A 16,653-nucleotide genomic window follows, 5' to 3' on the forward strand; every position below is an offset into this window, starting at 1 on the left:
CCGTTGACCGCCGGTCCCTGGTATCCGCTCGGGGCGGTCCATTGAAGGCCCGGCGGCACGTGCGGCCCGCGACGCGTACGGCGCAGCAGTCCCAAAAGCACCGCCAGGAGGCTCGCACCCGGCTGCACGGCGAGGAAGACCATCGTGCGCGCGGAACGGGGGGCGGCGAGAACTGCCGCAGCCGCAAGGATCAATCCGAAAGCCGTGCACGCGGTGATGAACACAGCGGACGACAGGGCCTGGGCGCCATAAGGGCGCGCGTGCCGGTGTCCGCCGCCTGGATGGTGCGGAGAGGAGCAGTGCGGAGGGTTACCCCCCGTGTGATCGGTTTCCTGTGCGGTCATCGCGGCCCCCACGATCGCCCACCTCTTCACTTTCCGTCACTGACTGGTTACCCATCATCCAGGGTCCGGGGTGCGCTCCGCTGGATATCGGCGCATACAACAACGCAACTTTCGGCCAACGGGCTGTCCTGCTCCTGTGCCGCGCTCGACCGTACCCCTCATGCCGGAAGCCGCAACGCGCGCCGGTCCGCGGTCCGCTGACGCCGGACCGCAGGTGGCCCTGCGCGAAGCGCGCCGGCTCCCGGCCGGCAGGCGGCCGCATCTTTGGCGCGGGGCGACTGCGGGAGAGTGGACCGGCCGAACTGGTGGGCGAGTTCTCGGCGGACCCTGGGCGTACCCCGAAGAGTGACCTCCGGGAAGCCTCTGATGCTTACGCGGCCACGGCGCCCCGGCAGAGCGGCGGCAACCCCCGTCTGGGGAACTTCGGGAGGTCCGTCTCGCCACGGCCCCCGGCGACGCCGGCAAGTCGGCCCCGAGACTGCGAAGTTGGGTTACGTTTCAGGTTAAATAGGAGGTTAAAAACTGCTAGGCTCGAAAAGGAAGGGAGACGGGATGGCCACCGAGGAAGAGCTGTTCGCGAGCGTGGACGCGCTGCTGGAGGCAGAGCCCCAGCTCCCCGCGCCAGCGGAGCGCGCCCGGCTGCGCGAGGCCGCTGGCGTCACCCAGGCCCGGCTCGCAACGGCGCTGAAGACGACGACGCAGAGCGTGAAGAACTGGGAGAACGGCCGCAGCGAACCGAAAGAACCGCGACTGTCGGCGTATCAGCGGCTGTTGCGCGGCTGGACCGAGCGCTACCCCGCCCACCACCTTCCCGCAGCCGTCCCCGCAACGCCCCCAACGGCCCCGCCGCAGCCGAAGAAACCGGCCGCGACCAGCGGCCCGGCCGCACCCGAGCCCCGCGAGGCGGAGAATGCCGCACCGGCGACCGCCGGCTTGTCCACGGCCGGCACCGAACGCGATCCGGCCCGTCAGGGGACGGCGCGCCGTCCGGCCGCTGCGGAACAACCCCGCCCGGCCGGAGATTCACGCTTCCCCCACGGCCCGCTCGCGGTCCTCGACGGTGACGGCAGCGCCTACGGAGCCGACGGCATCGTGCTGGACTGCCCGGCCACCACCGTTCCGGAACTCGTGGAATGGACGCTGCGCGAGTCCGGCCTGGGCGCCACCAGACTGCACCGGCACAGCAAGGACGCCGACCCCCTGATCGTCCTCACCACCGCGGCCGCCGTGAAACTGGGCCTGCCGGAGCACCTGGAGGACCGCCGCGGCCTGCGCCTGCCCGCCGACCACCCCGTGATCAAGCAGATCACCCGCGCCAAGTGGCAGCTCACCCAGCGCGGATTCGGCCCCTGGGCCCGCATCTACCGCACCGCCCAGGGACGCGAACGGCAGTGCGTGCAACTCGCCGTCCTCGCCTGGGACGCACTCGACGAGCGGTCCTGGCCCGGCGTCACCGCCATGGAACCGGCCGACATCGCCCGAGTCCTCGCCCTCTACGCCCAGCGCGTCATCACCCCCCGCGGCTCCACCGCCGTGTCCGGGCTGGAACTCATGACCGCGCTGCGCCCGCCCACCCGCGCCGTGCAGGACAAGCAGAGCGGGAACTGGGTGCCCGGCCACAATCCGGGCAGCCTGGGCACCGAGCCCGTGGACCCGGCACCGCCGGAGGCCACCCCCGAGCACCCCGTCGTCGTCAACTCGGGCTGGACGGGCGGTTTCCTCGACGAAGAGGCCTACCAGTGGGTGCGGCCGGTCGACCTGCTGACCGACGAAGAATGCCTGCTGCCCTACGCGGTCGGCCTGGACCTCAACACCGCCTTCCTCGCCGCCGCAGCCCGCCTGACCGTCGGCCTGTCCGCACCGGAACACTTCCACACCCCGCACTTCAACCCGAAGATCCCCGGCTCCTGGCTGGTCGACCTCTCCCACATCGAGATCGACCCACGCCTGCCCAGCCCCTTCACCCCGACCGGCCACCGCCCCCAGGGCCCGGCCTGGTACCAGACCCACACCGTCGTCTACGCCCAGGAACTCGGCCACAACGTCCACCCGCTGGAGGCGTACCTGCGCCGTGAGACCGGCGCCTACCTGGACCCGTGGCACGACCGCCTCAAGAACGCCTACGTCGACACCCTCGCCGATCTCGGCGTCACCAAGGACCTCACCGACACCGAGTTCCTCACGGCCATGGAGCGTCACAAGGAGGCCGACCCGGCCCTGGCCGCCGTGCTTGCGGCGATCAAGGCGACGGTGAAGGGCGGCGTCGGCAAACTCCGCGAGCGCCCGCAGGGCCGCCACTACAAGGACGGAGAACGCTGGCCAGCACTGGAGCGGCCGACCTGGCGCCCCGACATCCGCGCCGCCGTCATCTCCCGAGCCCGGATCAACATGCACCGCAAGCTCACCAACATGGCCAAGATGACCGGCCTGTACCCGCTGGCCGTGCTGTCCGACTGCGTCGTCTACCCCAGCCCTGGCGACAGCCCGCTCGCCTTCCTGCCCTATGCAGCCTCCGGCAAGCCCCAGCCCGGCGGCTTCCGCCTCGGACTCGCCCCCGGACTGGCTAAACTGGAGGGCGTCCAGCCGATGCTCTGGGCGGTCGACCTGATGGAACAGGGCCTCAACCCCGCCCGCCACATCAAGGGCACCGACGCCGTCCTCGAGGAAGGCGAGTAGCGCCATGGGGGAGATCGAGGACGCCCTCGAACGCGCCGAACGGGAGACCTTCACCCGCCAGCCGCCGAAGACCCTCAAGGGCCAGATCGGCTACCTGATCCGCCATCTGGGCAGCGCAAAAGCCGTGGCCGCGGAACTCGGGGTCACCGCCGACTCTGTCAACCGCTACCGCCGCGGCGCCCGCAAGCACCCGCGCCCGGACATCGCAGAAAAGATCGACCGGGCGGTGCGGCAGCGCTGGCAGCCCGGCGTACGCAAACGCCGTCGCCGCCAAGCTGCCGCCACCAGCGGCGTCACCGTCGAGACCCGCGCCCGCTTCGGCTACACCGCCCCCGCTGGAACCACCGACGACGGACGCTTCCGCCGCCTCACCGTCCGCCTCACCCCGGCCTACGCCCAGCGGCTGTTCGACGCCCGCGAAGCCGGTGCCAGCGACCAGGAGATGCGGCAGATCATCGCCGATGGGTTCAAGCAGATCTACTTTCAAGACGGTGGGGGCCGCGCCCTGGGACTGTCCGATGTCGAGATCCAGGACATCGACTACCTGGACCTGAGCTACTGACATCGAGAGCTGCTCGCGCTCTGGCGGTGGCCTAAGATGTTGATGAGTGACAGCCGCACGCCCGCCTGCCGGGCCGCATGTGATCACAAGGGTCGAGGATGCCCAGGCGGGCATCACTTAGGGGTCCTAACAGAAGTTGTTGATCATGTGACTTTCGGTGCGGACGGTCGTTGGTCGGGTCGTGGGGAAACGTCAGTCGCGGCCGTGGATCGTGTCGGATGAACTGTGGTCGCTGATCGAGCCGTTGCTGCCCGAACCGGCGCCGAAGCTGGTCGAGGGCCGGCCGCGGGTCCCGGACCGGCAGGCTTTGTGCGGGATCCTGTTCGTGCTGCACACCGGCATCCAGTGGGAGTACCTACCCCAGGAGCTGGGCTTCGGGTCGGGTATGACCTGCTGGCGGCGCCTGGCCGCATGGAACGAGGCCGGGGTCTGGGACCAGCTGCACCTGGTCCTGCTGAGGAAGCTACGGGCGGCGAAGAAGCTGGACTGGTCGCGGGCGGTGATCGACTCCTCCCACGTGCGGGCCGCTCGACGGGGCCCAAAAGCGGACCCAGCCCGGTCGACCGCGCACGGCCGGGCAGCAAGCACCACGTCCTGACCGACGCCCAGGGCATCCCCCTCGCCGTCTCCCTGACCGGCGGAAACCGCAACGACGTCACCCAACTGCTGCCCCTGCTCGACGAGGTCCCCGCCGTCGCCGGCCTCGTCGGCCGGCCCAGACAGCGGCCCGACGCACTCTTTGCCGACCGCGGCTACGACCACGACAAGTACCGCCGCCTGCTCTGGAAACGCGGCATCAGACCCGTGATCGCCGAACGCGGCCACCTCCACGGCTCCGGCCTGGGCACCTACCGCTGGGTCGTCGAACGCACCATCGCCTGGCTCCACGGCTTCCGCCGCCTACGCATCCGCTGGGAACGACGCGACGACATCCACGAAGCCTTCCTCGGCCTCGCCACCTGCCTCATCACCCACCGACACGTCCAACAGCTTTGTTAGGACCTCTTACGGCCCTGCAACTGTTCCATGCCTGCGAGGACCCGATCTTTGAGGCGAATGGTCTCCTCTGGGCCTGATCCGCTTTGGCGGACATCCGAGATCAGGGGTTCAGCCCCGGGAGGATGTCCATCATGGAGAGCATGGGGAAGAAGAAGCCTCGCCCTCGCCGATCGTTCACGCCGGAGTTCAAGGCCGAGATCGTCGAGCTGTGCCGGCGTGGTGACCGCTCGGTCGGTCAGATCGCCAAGGATTTCGACCTGACCGAAACCGCGGTGCGCGACTGGGTGAAGCAGGCCGAGGTCGACGCCGGCGAGCGTGACGGCCTGACCAGCAGCGAACGCGAGGAACTGGCCGCACTGAGGCGGGAGAACCGCCGCCTGCGCGAGGACGTCGAGGTCCTCAAGCGTGCGACGGCTTTCTTCGCGAAGGAGACCCGGTGACGGTGCACCCGTTCATCGAGGCGGAGAAGCGTGCAGGCCACAGCGTCAAGCGAGCATGTGAGCTGCTGAAGGTCTCCCGGACCGCCTACTACGCACGCTGTTCCGGCATGCCCGGCCCGAGGGCAGTGCGTGACGCAGAGCTGGCCAGGCAGATCACCGATGTCCACCTGCGATCGCGGGGAACCTACGGCGCCCCGCGCATCCATGCCGAACTCAAGAGGCAGGGCACCGGGTGCGGCCGGCGCCGTGTCGCACGGCTGATGCGCGCTGCCGGCCTCCAGGGCCGACACCGCAGACGACGGCATCTGACGACGATCCCCGATCCGCGAGCTGCGGTGCGGCCCGATCTCGTCGCCCGGGACTTCCAGCCCGACGCCGGCTCGCTGAACACCCGCTGGTGCGGCGACATCACCTACATCGCCACCGCGGAGGGCTGGCTCTATCTGGCGACCGTCATCGACATCGCCTCGCGCCGGGTGGTGGGCTGGGCAACGGCCGATCATCTGCGGACCGATCTGGTCGCCGATGCCCTCACGGCCGCCTGCCGACAGCGTCACCCCACCGGCCCGGTGATCTTCCATTCGGACCGCGGCTGTCAATACACCAGCCAGCAACTTGCCCTCCTGGCAAGCCGGTTGGGAGTCCGTCTGTCGGTCGGCCGCACCGGGCAGTGCTGGGACAACGCACTCGCCGAGTCGTTCTTCGCGACCATCAAACGGGAGTTGCTCGACACGAGCTCCTGGCCCAGTCGGGCCGCCGCCCGCACCGCGATCTTCGACTTCATCGAAGGCTGGTACAACTTGCACCGTCTGCACAGCAGCCTCGGCTACCGGAGTCCGGCCGAATACGAGACAGCACTTGCAGCCTGACCACCACACCGATGGTGTCCGTCAAAGCGGAACAAGCTCACCTCTGCATACCTCTAGCAGGAGGGCGGGCAGGCGAAGGCGGAGGGCTTGAAGCCTATTCACGTGGCTGGTCGATCCACGGCTCCAGCCGCTCCCGATGCGCGTAGAGGCACACATCGTAGTGAAAGTTGTGGCTATAGCCCGGCGGTTCCCGGCCGGCTTCGTCACACCCCGCCCGCGGTGTGGTGCGAAGGAGCGCGTCTTTGGACCGGACGGTGACTGTCTTCAACTTGCCGGCGGTGACAAAGTCGATCTCCAGATCCCAAGTGACCGTCGCCAACATGGCAGTGGCGTGAAGACCGACAACGACCGTCTCATCAGCTGCGATGTTGATGATGTTCGACACGAGGTGGTCGACGGCAGGGAACTCGTCGTCGAGGTTCATACCGACGCATACGATCTCATCGGACCCTCCAAGACCAGCGACGATGACAGTGCCGGTGAGAGCCTCAGTGCGTGACAGGACGCGGGCACGCATCCCGGTGATCGTGGTGGGCTGACCTGCCCCCTGGAAAGTGATCACGCGCCAACTGTCCTCGACATCAGCTCCGCCATTGGCATACACCCACTCAGTGATGTCACCGCTGTTTGCTTGAGCACGGTTAGCTTCGTCCAGATGCCGGCCCGAAAGGGGACCGGGCAGTGCCCAGTGGGCAGCACCACGTACCGTCTCGATTCGGGGTATCTGGATGTGCATATCCACAGGCCGGCGTCGAAGCAGGATTCGAGCGATGCCCGGAGTAGCGATGGCACCGAGGACGGCTGCGCAGCTCAGCGACGCGGCTATCCACCACCATCGGTCCGGGCCAGGCTCAGAAGCCCAGTTGGTGAAGAGCCCCAAGGCAACGGTCGCCACTGCGGCCGCAACGATTGTGATCCCTTTTCCCATCAAGCCCCCCTGGGCCGTCGCATGCAGGACGCGAACGGACGCTCGCTCTGTATGCCCGAGGATGCCGATGGCTACGCCACCTTGTGGGAACGGTCAGACAGGCGAAGTGACTGCTTCGAGGGCGACGCGCTCCGGCTGTACTCCCGATGTACGACGAGCCGCTGGCATGCAACCCGGTTCCAGCTGCCTGTCTTGTGGTCTTGCAAACGGACCCTACTCGTGGGCGACTTGGCCGCCCGGCCGTACGGGGAAGAACCCGAAGCGGTGGTCGGCCGGGTCGCGGCTGAACATGTACACCAGAGCCTGTTCGACGATGTCGCGGGGCGGGTCGTCGTTCTCCACGACGATCGCCTGGCCGGTGAAACTGTGGAAGAGGTCGCGGTAGAAGTAGTCGATGACGCTGTCGGGGAGGTCGGGGTCGTCGGTGTGTCGCACGCCGGGCTGCCGGTAGGTGACCAGAGGCGAGTCGAGGATGACGAATCCCGGGTGGCGGTGCTCCCTCCGCAGGCAGTAGTCCGCCAGGGAGACGGCGAAGGAAGCGTGGAGCACGGCTCGCATCCCCTTTCCGTGGCCGGAGCGGGCGTGGTCGCCGACGAACAGTTCCGCGTTGTACTGGTCGTAGGCCACGTCGTGGAGCCTGACGTGCCAGTGCTTTAGGGTGCGCTCAATGGCGCGGTCGAACTCGGCGATGACGCTGGCGGGGACATTGCCGCTGGGCCGTCCTCCGGGGACGGCACCGTCGGCGACCAGGCCCGCGCGGACGTCCTCGAGATGCTGGATCCTTTGGTGCAGGCCGAGTTGGGCCTCGACGCGGGAGCGGGCCGCCATCATGTCCGCGGCCTCGGCCTGCAGAGGCTGCAGTTCGGCCTCGACGCGGGCGATGACGTTGTCCGCGTCCGCCGCCTGCCGCTGGTGCGCGGTGCGCTCCTCGGAGATCTCCTGCCGTTGGATCTGCAGGTCGTCAAGAGTCAGGTGCAGGTCAGACAGCAGCTGCTGCGTCTTCGCGCTCTCGGCGTGGACGGCGCTGTGCAGGGCTGTCGTCTCCTGCTGGCCGTGGTTGGCGCTCTGGTGCTCGGGTTCGGCGCCGCAGAACACGCATGTTCCGGTGCGGAAGTAACCCAGCAGGCTACCTGCCTCGCCGACCATCTCCAGGCGGGCGAGATCGGACTCGTACTGGCTGCGCAGAAGACCGAAGCGGCCCAGCAGGTCTTCGACTTCACCCAGACGCTGGTCGTACTGGCCCAGCCTCAACGACAGTTCCGCCTGGTGTGCCACCGCTGCGGCGTGCCGGTGGGTGATCTCCCGCAGGGAGAGGGCGGCTTCGTCCAGGTGCGCCAGTACGCGGCGCAGCTGCTCGGTGAGTTCCGCCTCGTTGCCGGCCTGCGGGTCGAGCTGGCGCTGCAAGTCGAGGATCAGTTCGTCCAGGAGGGTGATCTTGCCTTTGTGGACGCGGCGCTGGCCGGGGGTCGGTCGGCCTTCGCCCGACGGTTCGCCCTGCCCGGTCAGCAGCAGTTTCAGAACGGACTTGTGGGCGGTCTGCCCGCTGGTGCCCGTGGCGCGCAGGACCGGCGGCACCTTGGAAACCATCCTGGTCTCGTTGACCAGGCACAGATGCAGCAGGTCACGAAAGCCCAGGAGCTTGGTTCCGCCGGTGTCGTTGGTGCTGATCAAAGCGCCGTCGAGTCCGGTGCGTTCCAGAAGATAGCGGGAGAGGTTCTTCGAGCTCCTGGCGCTGTGCTGCGCGCTCAGCTCCAGGTCGGCCGCGCGGTAGATCAGGCTGCGCAGGTCGGCGTCGTACACACTGACCTTGCTGGACTGCGGGCCGCGCATCAGCGTGACGACGCTGCCGTCGGGAAACTCCACGCCGAGGAGGATCTGCGTGTATCCCTCCGCCTCAGGGATCATGCCGAGCTTCCGCGCGCCGAGCATGTAGTCGATCGACTCGGTGACGAACGACTTGCCCGTGTCGGAGGCCCCGTAGATCACGGTGAGCTTCGGGTCGAAGAGGACCTGGGCAGGATCACGGTCGTGCCCGGCGAAGGTGAGGTGCAACAGCCTCATGGGGTGAGGTCACTTTCGGAAGTCGGCAGGCGGGAGGCGAAGTCTTCGGCCCAGCGCTGTGTGATGGCCTGCGTCTGGGCGCGGACGCTCTGGTCGGGCAGGGCCTCGATACCGATGGCCCAGGAGGCCCGTTCCTTCAACGCCCCCGCGTACGGTGCCGCGAGGATGTCCACGAAGCCGGGGCCCTCCTCGCTGGCCCGGTAGAGCAGACCGTCCGCGGTGGCCTCGATGTCGGCGAGTCCCGCGCGCAGCAGCACGATCAACCCCTGCTCGATCAGACCGCGTTTCATGGCGAGTTCGCCGGGTCCCGCCGGCAGTGTCGGGTGCAGGCTGGGCGGACCGTCGACTTCGCTGCTGTGCAGCATGAGATGGTCCAGATACACCAACTGCCCCACGTCCAGGGGCTGGGGGAAGGCCGCGGCCAGCAGCATCAGGGTGCGCATGCCGACCTCGAGCGGACTGTTGAGAGGGTTCATCCTTCCTCTCCTTGCACCCAGGTCAGGCGGTCATGGTTGGCGAGCTGGTGGCAGATGCCCTTGCGGTCGTCCGGGTCCACTACCTGCAGCAGCACGTTGGTGCCCAGCTCCATGTCCCTGGCCGCCGCGAGCACGGCCTTCAGCCGGGCCCAGCCGGTGGGGAAGTCGTCCTCCTCGACCTCCACCACGCCGCTGAACACCGCCTCCTGCAGGGATTCGAACGTTCCCTCGGGCACGCTGTCGCGGGCGAACATGCGCAGCTGCTCCGCACGGTAGAAGGCCTCACGCTGATTCTGCAGATTGCGGCCGGCCCGGGGGTGCGCCGTGGCCTCGGCTGGGGAGGAGGGAGAGCAGCCCCACTTCTCGTGGTAGACGTCCAGCAGTTGCTGGACGTACCGCGCTTCCTCCGGAGCGTGCTGGGCGGGTGCCGGCTCCTGGGCAGGACGGTTCGGCAGCGGTGTCCCGAACCGCTGCACATGGTGAGGGGTCGAGGCGTGCTGCTCGAGGATCGTGTCGAGGTTGCCGGCTTCGAAGCGGGAGAACTCGGAACGGTCGGCAAGATCCAGCGCCCGCTCGAGCAGGCCGCCCGCGTACTCCTGGGCGAGCTTGGCCGAATTCCGTTTCACCCAATCGAAGAAGCTCACCTTCAGCGATGACGGCTTCGCCAGTAACTGGATGAGCGTGCCCCCGATACGTGGCGCCACGAAGACGTACCGCTCGGGCAGCACCGTGTACTGCCGCTCCGCCACAGCGGAGTGAATCTTGAGGATCTCCGGATGAGCTGTAGACGGCCCCAGGCCCTTGTCGTAGTGCTTGCACTGGTAGCAGTGCCAGCGGCCGTCGGTCTTCTGCGACGTCAAGAAGGCCGCAATGTCCGCGCCCCGGTCGTTGGATCCCCCCATGCCCACCACGTCCACGTAACCGGCCTCCCGGAGCGACCTCACCCACTCATAGATGAACTCCTCCCATTCATCAGGCGAGTAGTGCACCAGGCGCTGCTTCGGCGTCAGAGCGGGAGGTAGGGCCATCATGGGGGACACCACTGTCACTGGCGCCTGCGACGGCATCGGCAACTCGGTGAACGTGGACTGGGCAGGCAGGCCGGACGACCGCTGCGATGTGCTCATTGATCTCCCGGTCGTACCGATGCCAACCGCTTCACCGATGTATTACCACCCGCCACCGGTTCCCGACAGCCCGTGATCAGATCCAGGACAAGTCGCGACAGGCAACCCCTTCCGAGTGGACCGAGGCAGCGCTGGCCTCATCAACCGCACAACTGCCACCCGCTCCTGCGCCATCATGAGATGCATGGTCACGCCTGTCGACGCCACCGTCCGCCCGCCCCGGAAGGCGGAGCTGCGCCCGGACCAGCAGCGGGGCCTCGACGCGGTCGTGCGCCATCTGCGCCGGCCGCGCAGCCGGGCCCTGTACGTCTCGGCGACGGGCACCGGCAAGACACTTGTCGCGATCCGCGCCGCGGACGCCCTCGACGCACGTCTGGTTTTGGTCGTGGTGCCCACCCTCGACCTGGCCGCCCAGACGGCCCTCGCCTGGCGCCGCGACGGCCACAGCGAGCACATGGTCATCGTGTCCTCCATGGACGCCTCCGCCCACGGCGCTCTCGCCGCCCGCCGGGTCGGCTCAACCAGCAACTCCCAGTCCCTGGCCGCACTGATGTCGGTCGTGGGGGAGGGCCCCGACCACCTGCCCGCCCTCACCGTGATCTGCACCTACGACTCGCTCGACAAGATCGAGGCGACCCAGCACACCGGCTACCCGGTCCCCCCGTTCGACCTGGCAGTGATGGACGAAGCCCACCGCATCGCCGGACGGCCCGACAAGAAATGGGCCGCCGTCAACGACAGCCGCCGCATCCTCGCCGACCGGCGCCTCTACATGACCGCCACCCCCCGCAGCTTCGCCGCCCCCGACCTCACCGGCGCCGCAGCCCCGCCCCGCCGCCCCCGCACCGGCGCGCCGTCCGACCTCGATGCGGCGGCGAACTCGATGGACAACGAAGCCGTCTACGGCAAGAAGGTCTTCGAATACCCCCTCGCCCAGGCCATCGCCGACGGCGTGGCCGCGGACTACCGCATCGTCATCCCCACGATCACCGACGCCGACCTGCGCACCCGCCTCAACCAGCCCGCCACCACCGCCGACACCGGCGACGCGCTGCGCACCAGCGCCCTGCACCTGGCCGTCCTCAACGCCATGGCCCAGCACACTCTGCGCAGAGTGCTGGTCTTCTTCCACCTGGTCGAGGACGCCCGACGGTTCGCCACCGAACTCGGCCACACCCTGCGCCGCGTACGCGCCGTCCGACCCGACGCCTTTCCCGGCCTGGACCCGGAGACCTTCTTCGTCCACGGCGACCACACCCCCGAACAGCGCGCCGACCTCTTCACCCGCTTCGCCGTCTCCAAGACAGCCGTCCTGGCCAACGCCAAGGTGATCGCCGAAGGCGTCGACATCCCCAGCGTCGACGCCGTCGTCTTCGCCGACCCCACCAGCAGCATCGTCCGCTGCGTCCAGGGCCTGGGCCGCGCCCTGCGCCTGGACGTCAGCGGCAAGACCGCCAACCTGATCGTCCCCGTCTACATCCCGCCGGGCGCCGACCCCGAAGACATCCTCGGCACCCCCTACGAACCCGTCTGGGCCATCAGTGCGGCCCTCGCCAGCCACGACTACCGCATCCTCGAACGCCTGCCCACCAAGACCAACCGCCTGACCACCGAGACCAGCCGCCTCATCCAGCACCGCTGGCACTTCGACTTCACCCTCCACCCCGACCGCATCGCCCGGGCCATGGACCTCATCGCCTTCAACCCCCACGGCTCCCTCAACACCGCCCGCCGCCGCGGCCTCGCCGCCGCCCAGGCCTTCCACGACGCCTACGGCCACCTCGACGTCCCCGCCGACCACAGCGACCCCGCCGGCTACGCCCTCGGCGCCTTCATCACCACCACACGCGAAGCCCGAGCAGCCGGCCGCCTCGACGACGAGTGGACCGCCGAACTCGACGCCCTCGGCATGATCTGGGACAAGCACGACGCGGCCTGGCGCGCCCGCCTCACCGCCGCCGCCGACTACCACCAAAGCCACGGCCACCTCGCCGCCCCGGCCACCACCCCCGTCGGGGCCTGGCTCGCCGAGCAACGCCACCTGGCCGCCCACCACCGCCTCGAACCCGAGCGCACCACAGACCTCGCAGCCATCGACCCCGACTGGCAACTGCCCCACGGACCGGACTGGCACCGCAAATACCACCTGCTGCGCATTCACCTGGCCGCAGGCAACGACCCGCGCGCTCTCGACAGCAGCACCGTGCTGGGCTCCGTGAAGATCGGCAGTTGGCTGCATCGCCAGCTCACCGGCTGGCGCACCCTCACCGGCCACCAGCGGCGCCTGCTCGCCGCCATCGGGTTGGACGCCCGGACCCATCCGCTGACCACGACCCGACGCACTCGACGCACCTTCGCGCAGAACGTCCAGATCCTCGAGAACTTCCTGCACCGCGAGCATCGTGCCCCCGCCGCCCGTGAAGAGATCAGCGTCGACAGCGACACCGTCAAGATCGGCGCCTGGCTGGCCAAGGCCCGCACCAAGCACCGCTCCGGCCAGCTTCCCGAGGAACACGCTCGCCTGGTCGCCACCCTGTTTGACGGAGACTGGACGGCCGAAGACGCCGCCCCCGCCGGCCTGAGGTAGGGATCCGGCCGAAGCCAGCATTCAGGGAACTGAGTCCACGAACACGCAGCATTCTCGGCAAGATCCTGTTGTTCCCCTGCGAAGCTCCTGGCGGCTTGCCCGCCGCTCAACCAGACCCCGTAGTGGCTTCGCTGATGAAGACGGACAGCGTTTGTCGATGACTTTGGGCAGCGATCGGTGATCGCTGTGCCTCAACATGTCGACGAGTTTTGACGGCACTGGAGGACTCCCCGGCTGTCGCTCGTGCCCGGACCATGCCCGCGAGGTTCAGGCAACGGATGGACGCCTTGGATCGGTTGGGACGATCCCGTGCTCGTCGAAGAGCTGCTCAAGGGCCTCATGACCGTGCTCGCGGCGGTATGTCATCTCGGCTGCGGTGACCGGCAGGGCCCAGAGGATGCGGGCATGGCCGTCCGGCAGCGGGCAGTGCTCCAGGTCAGGGCCATGGAGGTAGGGGAGGCTGATCAGCAGGTGGTCGCAGTGGGACCCGGGCAGCCACGGCTCCCCGATGGGCAGGCTGTGCTCGACATCGAGGGGGTGATCGGCGTGGTAGGAGGCGGTCATGGCCAGGAGCTCAGCAAAGCGTTCGTCGCGGACGGGAGCGGTGAGGACGAATTCGAGGCCGTGGCCGGCCGTCTCGACCGTGGACCAGCAGCCGGCGGTGATGTAGGCCCAGCTGTCGGCGCGCGGTCCTGGGCTGACGGTGATGATCCGCAGGTCGGGAACCGCTTCCCTTCGTTCAGGTCCCAGGTCGTAGTCGCTGACCGTGATCATGTGGCCGGTGAAGAAGTCGCGAACGTGGGCCTCGACGCCTGCTATCGCCCGCTGGTTGCGCCCGCTCTCGAACATGATGGAGAGGATCTCACGGCTGGCCCAGGTGTCCTGGCTGTGAGTCCGCCCCGCCGCAGGCGGGGCGGACTCAGATGGTTCAGCTGGCCCTGACCGGTTCCTCAGCTCGGGCTCGGGTGCTGGCGAGGCGGTAGGAGTCGGTGCCGGTCTCGATGATGGTGCCGTTGAAGGTGAGCCGGTCGACGATGGCCGCGCAGAGACGGGGGTCGGTGAACGTCTTGGTCCAGCCTCCGAACGACTCGTTGGAGGCGATCGCGACGCTGTTCTTCTCCTCGCGTTCGGTCAGGACCTGGAAGAGGAGCTCGGCGCCGTGGCGGTCGAGTTCCATGTAGCCGAGTTCGTCGATGCAGAGGAGATCGACACGGCCGTAGCGGGCGATCGTCTTGTTCAGCTGCTTCTCGTCCGCGGCCTCGACCAGCTCATTGACCAGTTTCGTGGCGAGCGTGTAGCGGACGCGGTAGCCCTTCATGGCGGCCTCGGTGCCCAGCGCGATGAGCATGTGGGACTTGCCGGTGCCGGAGTCGCCGATGAGGCAGAGCGGCTGGCTCTTCTTGATCCATTCGCAGCTGGCGAGGGTGTGGATGGTGGCCGGGTCGATGTTCGGGTTGGCGTCGAAGTCGAAGGACCGCAGGGACTTCTCCCGAGGGAAGCCGGCTGCCTTGATCCGCCTCTCCGACCTGCGGCGGGCCCGGTCGTCGCACTCGGCCATCAGTAGTTCAGCGAGGAAGCCGCGGTAGGTCATTTGGTCCTTCATCGCCCGGTCGGCGATGTCGGAGAACTCGTTGCGGATCGACGGCAGCCGCAGCAGGCGGCAGGCGGAGTCGATCGCGGCGTCGGCGGCCTGCTCGGTCAACCCTCGCTGTCGGGGCATGGTCACTGCGCTTCTCCCTCACGGTGGCTGCTGCCGCTGGTGCGGCGGCGTCGGAGCAACTGGTCGTAGTGAGACACCGAGGGCAGCGGCCTGGTGTCCGGCGGAAGATGCGCGAGCCGCCACTCGTGCAGGGATGTCACCGTCGCCGGCGGCTGGCCGAGGTTCCGGGCGCCCGGTGCGGGCTCGGTCTCGGCCTGGGCGGCCTTGCGGGCCTCCAGCGCGACCGCATCCGCGGTCATGGCCCCGGCCCGCAGAGCGGCGGCCAGGCCGGCGACGACAATGTGGCGTCCGAGCAGCAGCACCTCGATGAGTGCGCGGGTGCCGTCCCGCTCGCCGTGGATCTTCATGGCCTGGGTCCACCAGGCGTCGTGGACCGGGGTGAACTTGCCCGCCGAGCGGGCCTGTTCGAGAGCGGTCGAGCCGGGGAAGGCGCCGGGCTTGCGGACCAGCACCTCCAGGTAGTGGTCCAGCTCCAGGCGGACGGCGCCTTTGGCGATCAGTCGCTCGTGCCGGGCGACTTCCACGTTCTGGTCGTAAACCACCAGGTGAGAGGCGTGAAGGATGACCCTCACCCTCTTGCCGATCAGCCGGATGGGGACCGAGTAGCGGTTCGTGCGGACCGGGACCTGGCCATAGCGGTCAACTCGCGGGGTGAACAGCCGCCCGGTCTCGAACGGCTCCTCCGGCAACGGCATCAGCAGCGATCGTTCGAGCGCGAAGTCCTCGGCGATGGTCCGGGACCTGGAGCCGATCCGTCGGGCGTCGTCCTGCCGGTCCCACTGCTCAACCATCTCGTTCAGCTCAGCGAGCGAGGACACCTCGGGGACCGGGACGAAGTGGTTGCGCCGGAAGTACCCGATCTGCCCCTCGACGCCGCCCTTCTCGTGGGCGCCCTCGATGCCTGGGCGGCAGTAGAAGCTCTCGATGCCGTAGTGCGATTTGAATGCGATCCACCGGTCCGCTTCCACCCTCGCCCTGCTCAGCCCGAGCACGCGGGCGACGGCCGCCTTGAGGTTGTCGTAGCGGACCTTGCTCCGCGGGACGCCGCCCAGCGTCCGCAGTGCGTGGACGTGGCCTTCGAAGAACGCCTCCTGGCCGCAGGAGGCGAACACGCGGTGGACGGCCTTGCCCGAATACGACAGACGGAAGGAGAACAGGTAGCAGGTCACCAGCTCGCCGGCGAGGCGGATCGTCACGTCCCCGAAGTCGACCTCCGCCTCGTGTCCCGGCTGGTGAGTCTGCGGGACGAACGCCTCCAGCGGCGCCTTGCCCGACTCGACCAGGATCTCGGGCTTCCGGGCCGCGACGTAGTAGCGGACCATCCCGTAGGAGACGTCGGCGCCGTGTTCCTCGACCAGCCGGTGGAAGATCCGGGTGACCGTGTGCCGCTGCTTGCGTGGCGCGTCCAGGTCCGCCCGCAGGATCTCGTCGATCACCGGCTTGTAGCGGTCCACTCCGGTCGCCCTTGGCGGCAGCTTCTTGCGTGGCTCCGGCCAGGACGAGTCCAACGCCTTCCGCACCGTCCGCCACGTCACGCCGTGCTTGCGCTCAAGCTCCCGCATCGACATACCACCACGGTGGTCACGCCGGATCGCCGCGTACAGCTCGACCTTCGACATCCGCGGCATGACCAGCACCTTTCACCAGGAGCATCCCGATGCTGCCCTGGCAAGAACCCCGGTGCCTCCCAAACTCGTCGACATCACCCATCCGTGGAACAGGGCGCCTCCCAAACCCATCGACAAGCGACGTCGCTACTGCTTGATAAAGCCACCCGTAGGGATAGCAGAGATACTGATCAACCACACCAACGGACTGGACCGCTCGGACATTTGGCAGGACTCACTCGACGGAGCAGTGTCCA

At 68.3% G+C, this 16,653-nt stretch carries 13 protein-coding genes; 6 read left to right on the forward strand and 7 right to left on the reverse strand.

Features of this window, described 5'->3' with window-relative positions; all coding sequences use genetic code 11:
* The first annotated feature begins 896 nt into the window (after window positions 1-896).
* The 5 genes from tap to WN71_RS41250 all read left to right on the forward strand — a co-directional run bounded on the left by tap (window position 897) and on the right by WN71_RS41250 (window position 5,890).
* Entirely contained in the window at window positions 897-3,020 is a 2,124-nt protein-coding gene (gene tap, locus WN71_RS34220; RefSeq protein ID WP_046584012.1) for a telomere-associated protein Tap, read from the forward strand.
* A gap of 4 nt (window positions 3,021-3,024) precedes the next feature.
* Window positions 3,025-3,582: a telomere-protecting terminal protein Tpg gene (gene tpg, locus WN71_RS34225; protein ID WP_046584011.1), complete on the forward strand. Its 558-nt coding sequence runs from the start codon at window positions 3,025-3,027 to the stop codon at window positions 3,580-3,582.
* Window positions 3,583-3,763: 181 nt separating this feature from the next.
* Window positions 3,764-4,581 (forward strand): IS5 family transposase gene (locus tag WN71_RS40415; protein WP_420856553.1). Its coding sequence is split into 2 segments (ribosomal slippage): window positions 3,764-4,093 and window positions 4,096-4,581, totalling 816 coding nucleotides; the frame shifts between segments, so codons are not numbered across the junction.
* A gap of 140 nt (window positions 4,582-4,721) precedes the next feature.
* Window positions 4,722-5,021: a transposase gene (locus WN71_RS34235; protein ID WP_143074915.1), complete on the forward strand. Its 300-nt coding sequence runs from the start codon at window positions 4,722-4,724 to the stop codon at window positions 5,019-5,021.
* Complete coding sequence (locus WN71_RS41250; RefSeq protein WP_046584009.1) at window positions 5,018-5,890, forward strand: IS3 family transposase; 873 nt, start codon at window positions 5,018-5,020, stop codon at window positions 5,888-5,890. Before WN71_RS34235 ends, WN71_RS41250 begins: the two co-directional genes overlap by 4 nt.
* A gap of 94 nt (window positions 5,891-5,984) precedes the next feature.
* Here the strand turns inward: WN71_RS41250 and WN71_RS34245 are convergent, their stop codons facing one another.
* The 4 genes from WN71_RS34245 to WN71_RS34260 form a co-directional block, all read right to left on the reverse strand.
* Complete coding sequence (locus tag WN71_RS34245) at window positions 5,985-6,626, reverse strand: hypothetical protein (RefSeq protein ID WP_143074916.1); 642 nt, start codon at window positions 6,624-6,626, stop codon at window positions 5,985-5,987.
* Between the two features lie 405 nt (window positions 6,627-7,031).
* Complete coding sequence (locus WN71_RS34250; protein WP_046584007.1) at window positions 7,032-8,879, reverse strand: coiled-coil domain-containing protein; 1,848 nt, start codon at window positions 8,877-8,879, stop codon at window positions 7,032-7,034.
* Window positions 8,876-9,355: an ABC-three component system middle component 2 gene (locus WN71_RS34255; RefSeq protein ID WP_046584006.1), complete on the reverse strand. Its 480-nt coding sequence runs from the start codon at window positions 9,353-9,355 to the stop codon at window positions 8,876-8,878. Before WN71_RS34255 ends, WN71_RS34250 begins: the two co-directional genes overlap by 4 nt.
* Window positions 9,352-10,482: an ABC-three component system protein gene (locus WN71_RS34260; RefSeq protein ID WP_052742969.1), complete on the reverse strand. Its 1,131-nt coding sequence runs from the start codon at window positions 10,480-10,482 to the stop codon at window positions 9,352-9,354. The genes WN71_RS34255 and WN71_RS34260 overlap by 4 nt, the downstream gene beginning before the upstream one ends.
* A 184-nt stretch (window positions 10,483-10,666) precedes the next feature.
* Here WN71_RS34260 and WN71_RS34265 point away from each other — a divergent pair, with 184 nt between their 5' ends.
* Complete coding sequence (locus tag WN71_RS34265) at window positions 10,667-13,069, forward strand: DEAD/DEAH box helicase (RefSeq protein WP_052742968.1); 2,403 nt, start codon at window positions 10,667-10,669, stop codon at window positions 13,067-13,069.
* Window positions 13,070-13,336: 267 nt separating this feature from the next.
* Here the strand turns inward: WN71_RS34265 and WN71_RS34270 are convergent, their stop codons facing one another.
* The 3 genes from WN71_RS34270 to istA form a co-directional block, all read right to left on the reverse strand.
* On the reverse strand, window positions 13,337-13,918 hold the full coding sequence (locus tag WN71_RS34270; RefSeq protein ID WP_046584004.1) for a suppressor of fused domain protein: 582 nt from the start codon (window positions 13,916-13,918) through the stop codon (window positions 13,337-13,339).
* A 79-nt stretch (window positions 13,919-13,997) separates the two neighbouring features.
* The gene (gene istB, locus WN71_RS34275) at window positions 13,998-14,795 is read right to left on the reverse strand and encodes an IS21-like element helper ATPase IstB (RefSeq protein ID WP_046584003.1); all 798 of its coding nucleotides are present in this window, start codon (window positions 14,793-14,795) and stop codon (window positions 13,998-14,000) included.
* Window positions 14,792-16,408: an IS21 family transposase gene (istA, locus tag WN71_RS34280; protein WP_167382991.1), complete on the reverse strand. Its 1,617-nt coding sequence runs from the start codon at window positions 16,406-16,408 to the stop codon at window positions 14,792-14,794. The genes istB and istA overlap by 4 nt, the downstream gene beginning before the upstream one ends.
* Window positions 16,409-16,653: the final 245 nt, after the last annotated feature.

Source organism: Streptomyces mangrovisoli, from assembly GCF_000974985.2.
GTDB lineage: Bacteria > Actinomycetota > Actinomycetes > Streptomycetales > Streptomycetaceae > Streptomyces > Streptomyces mangrovisoli.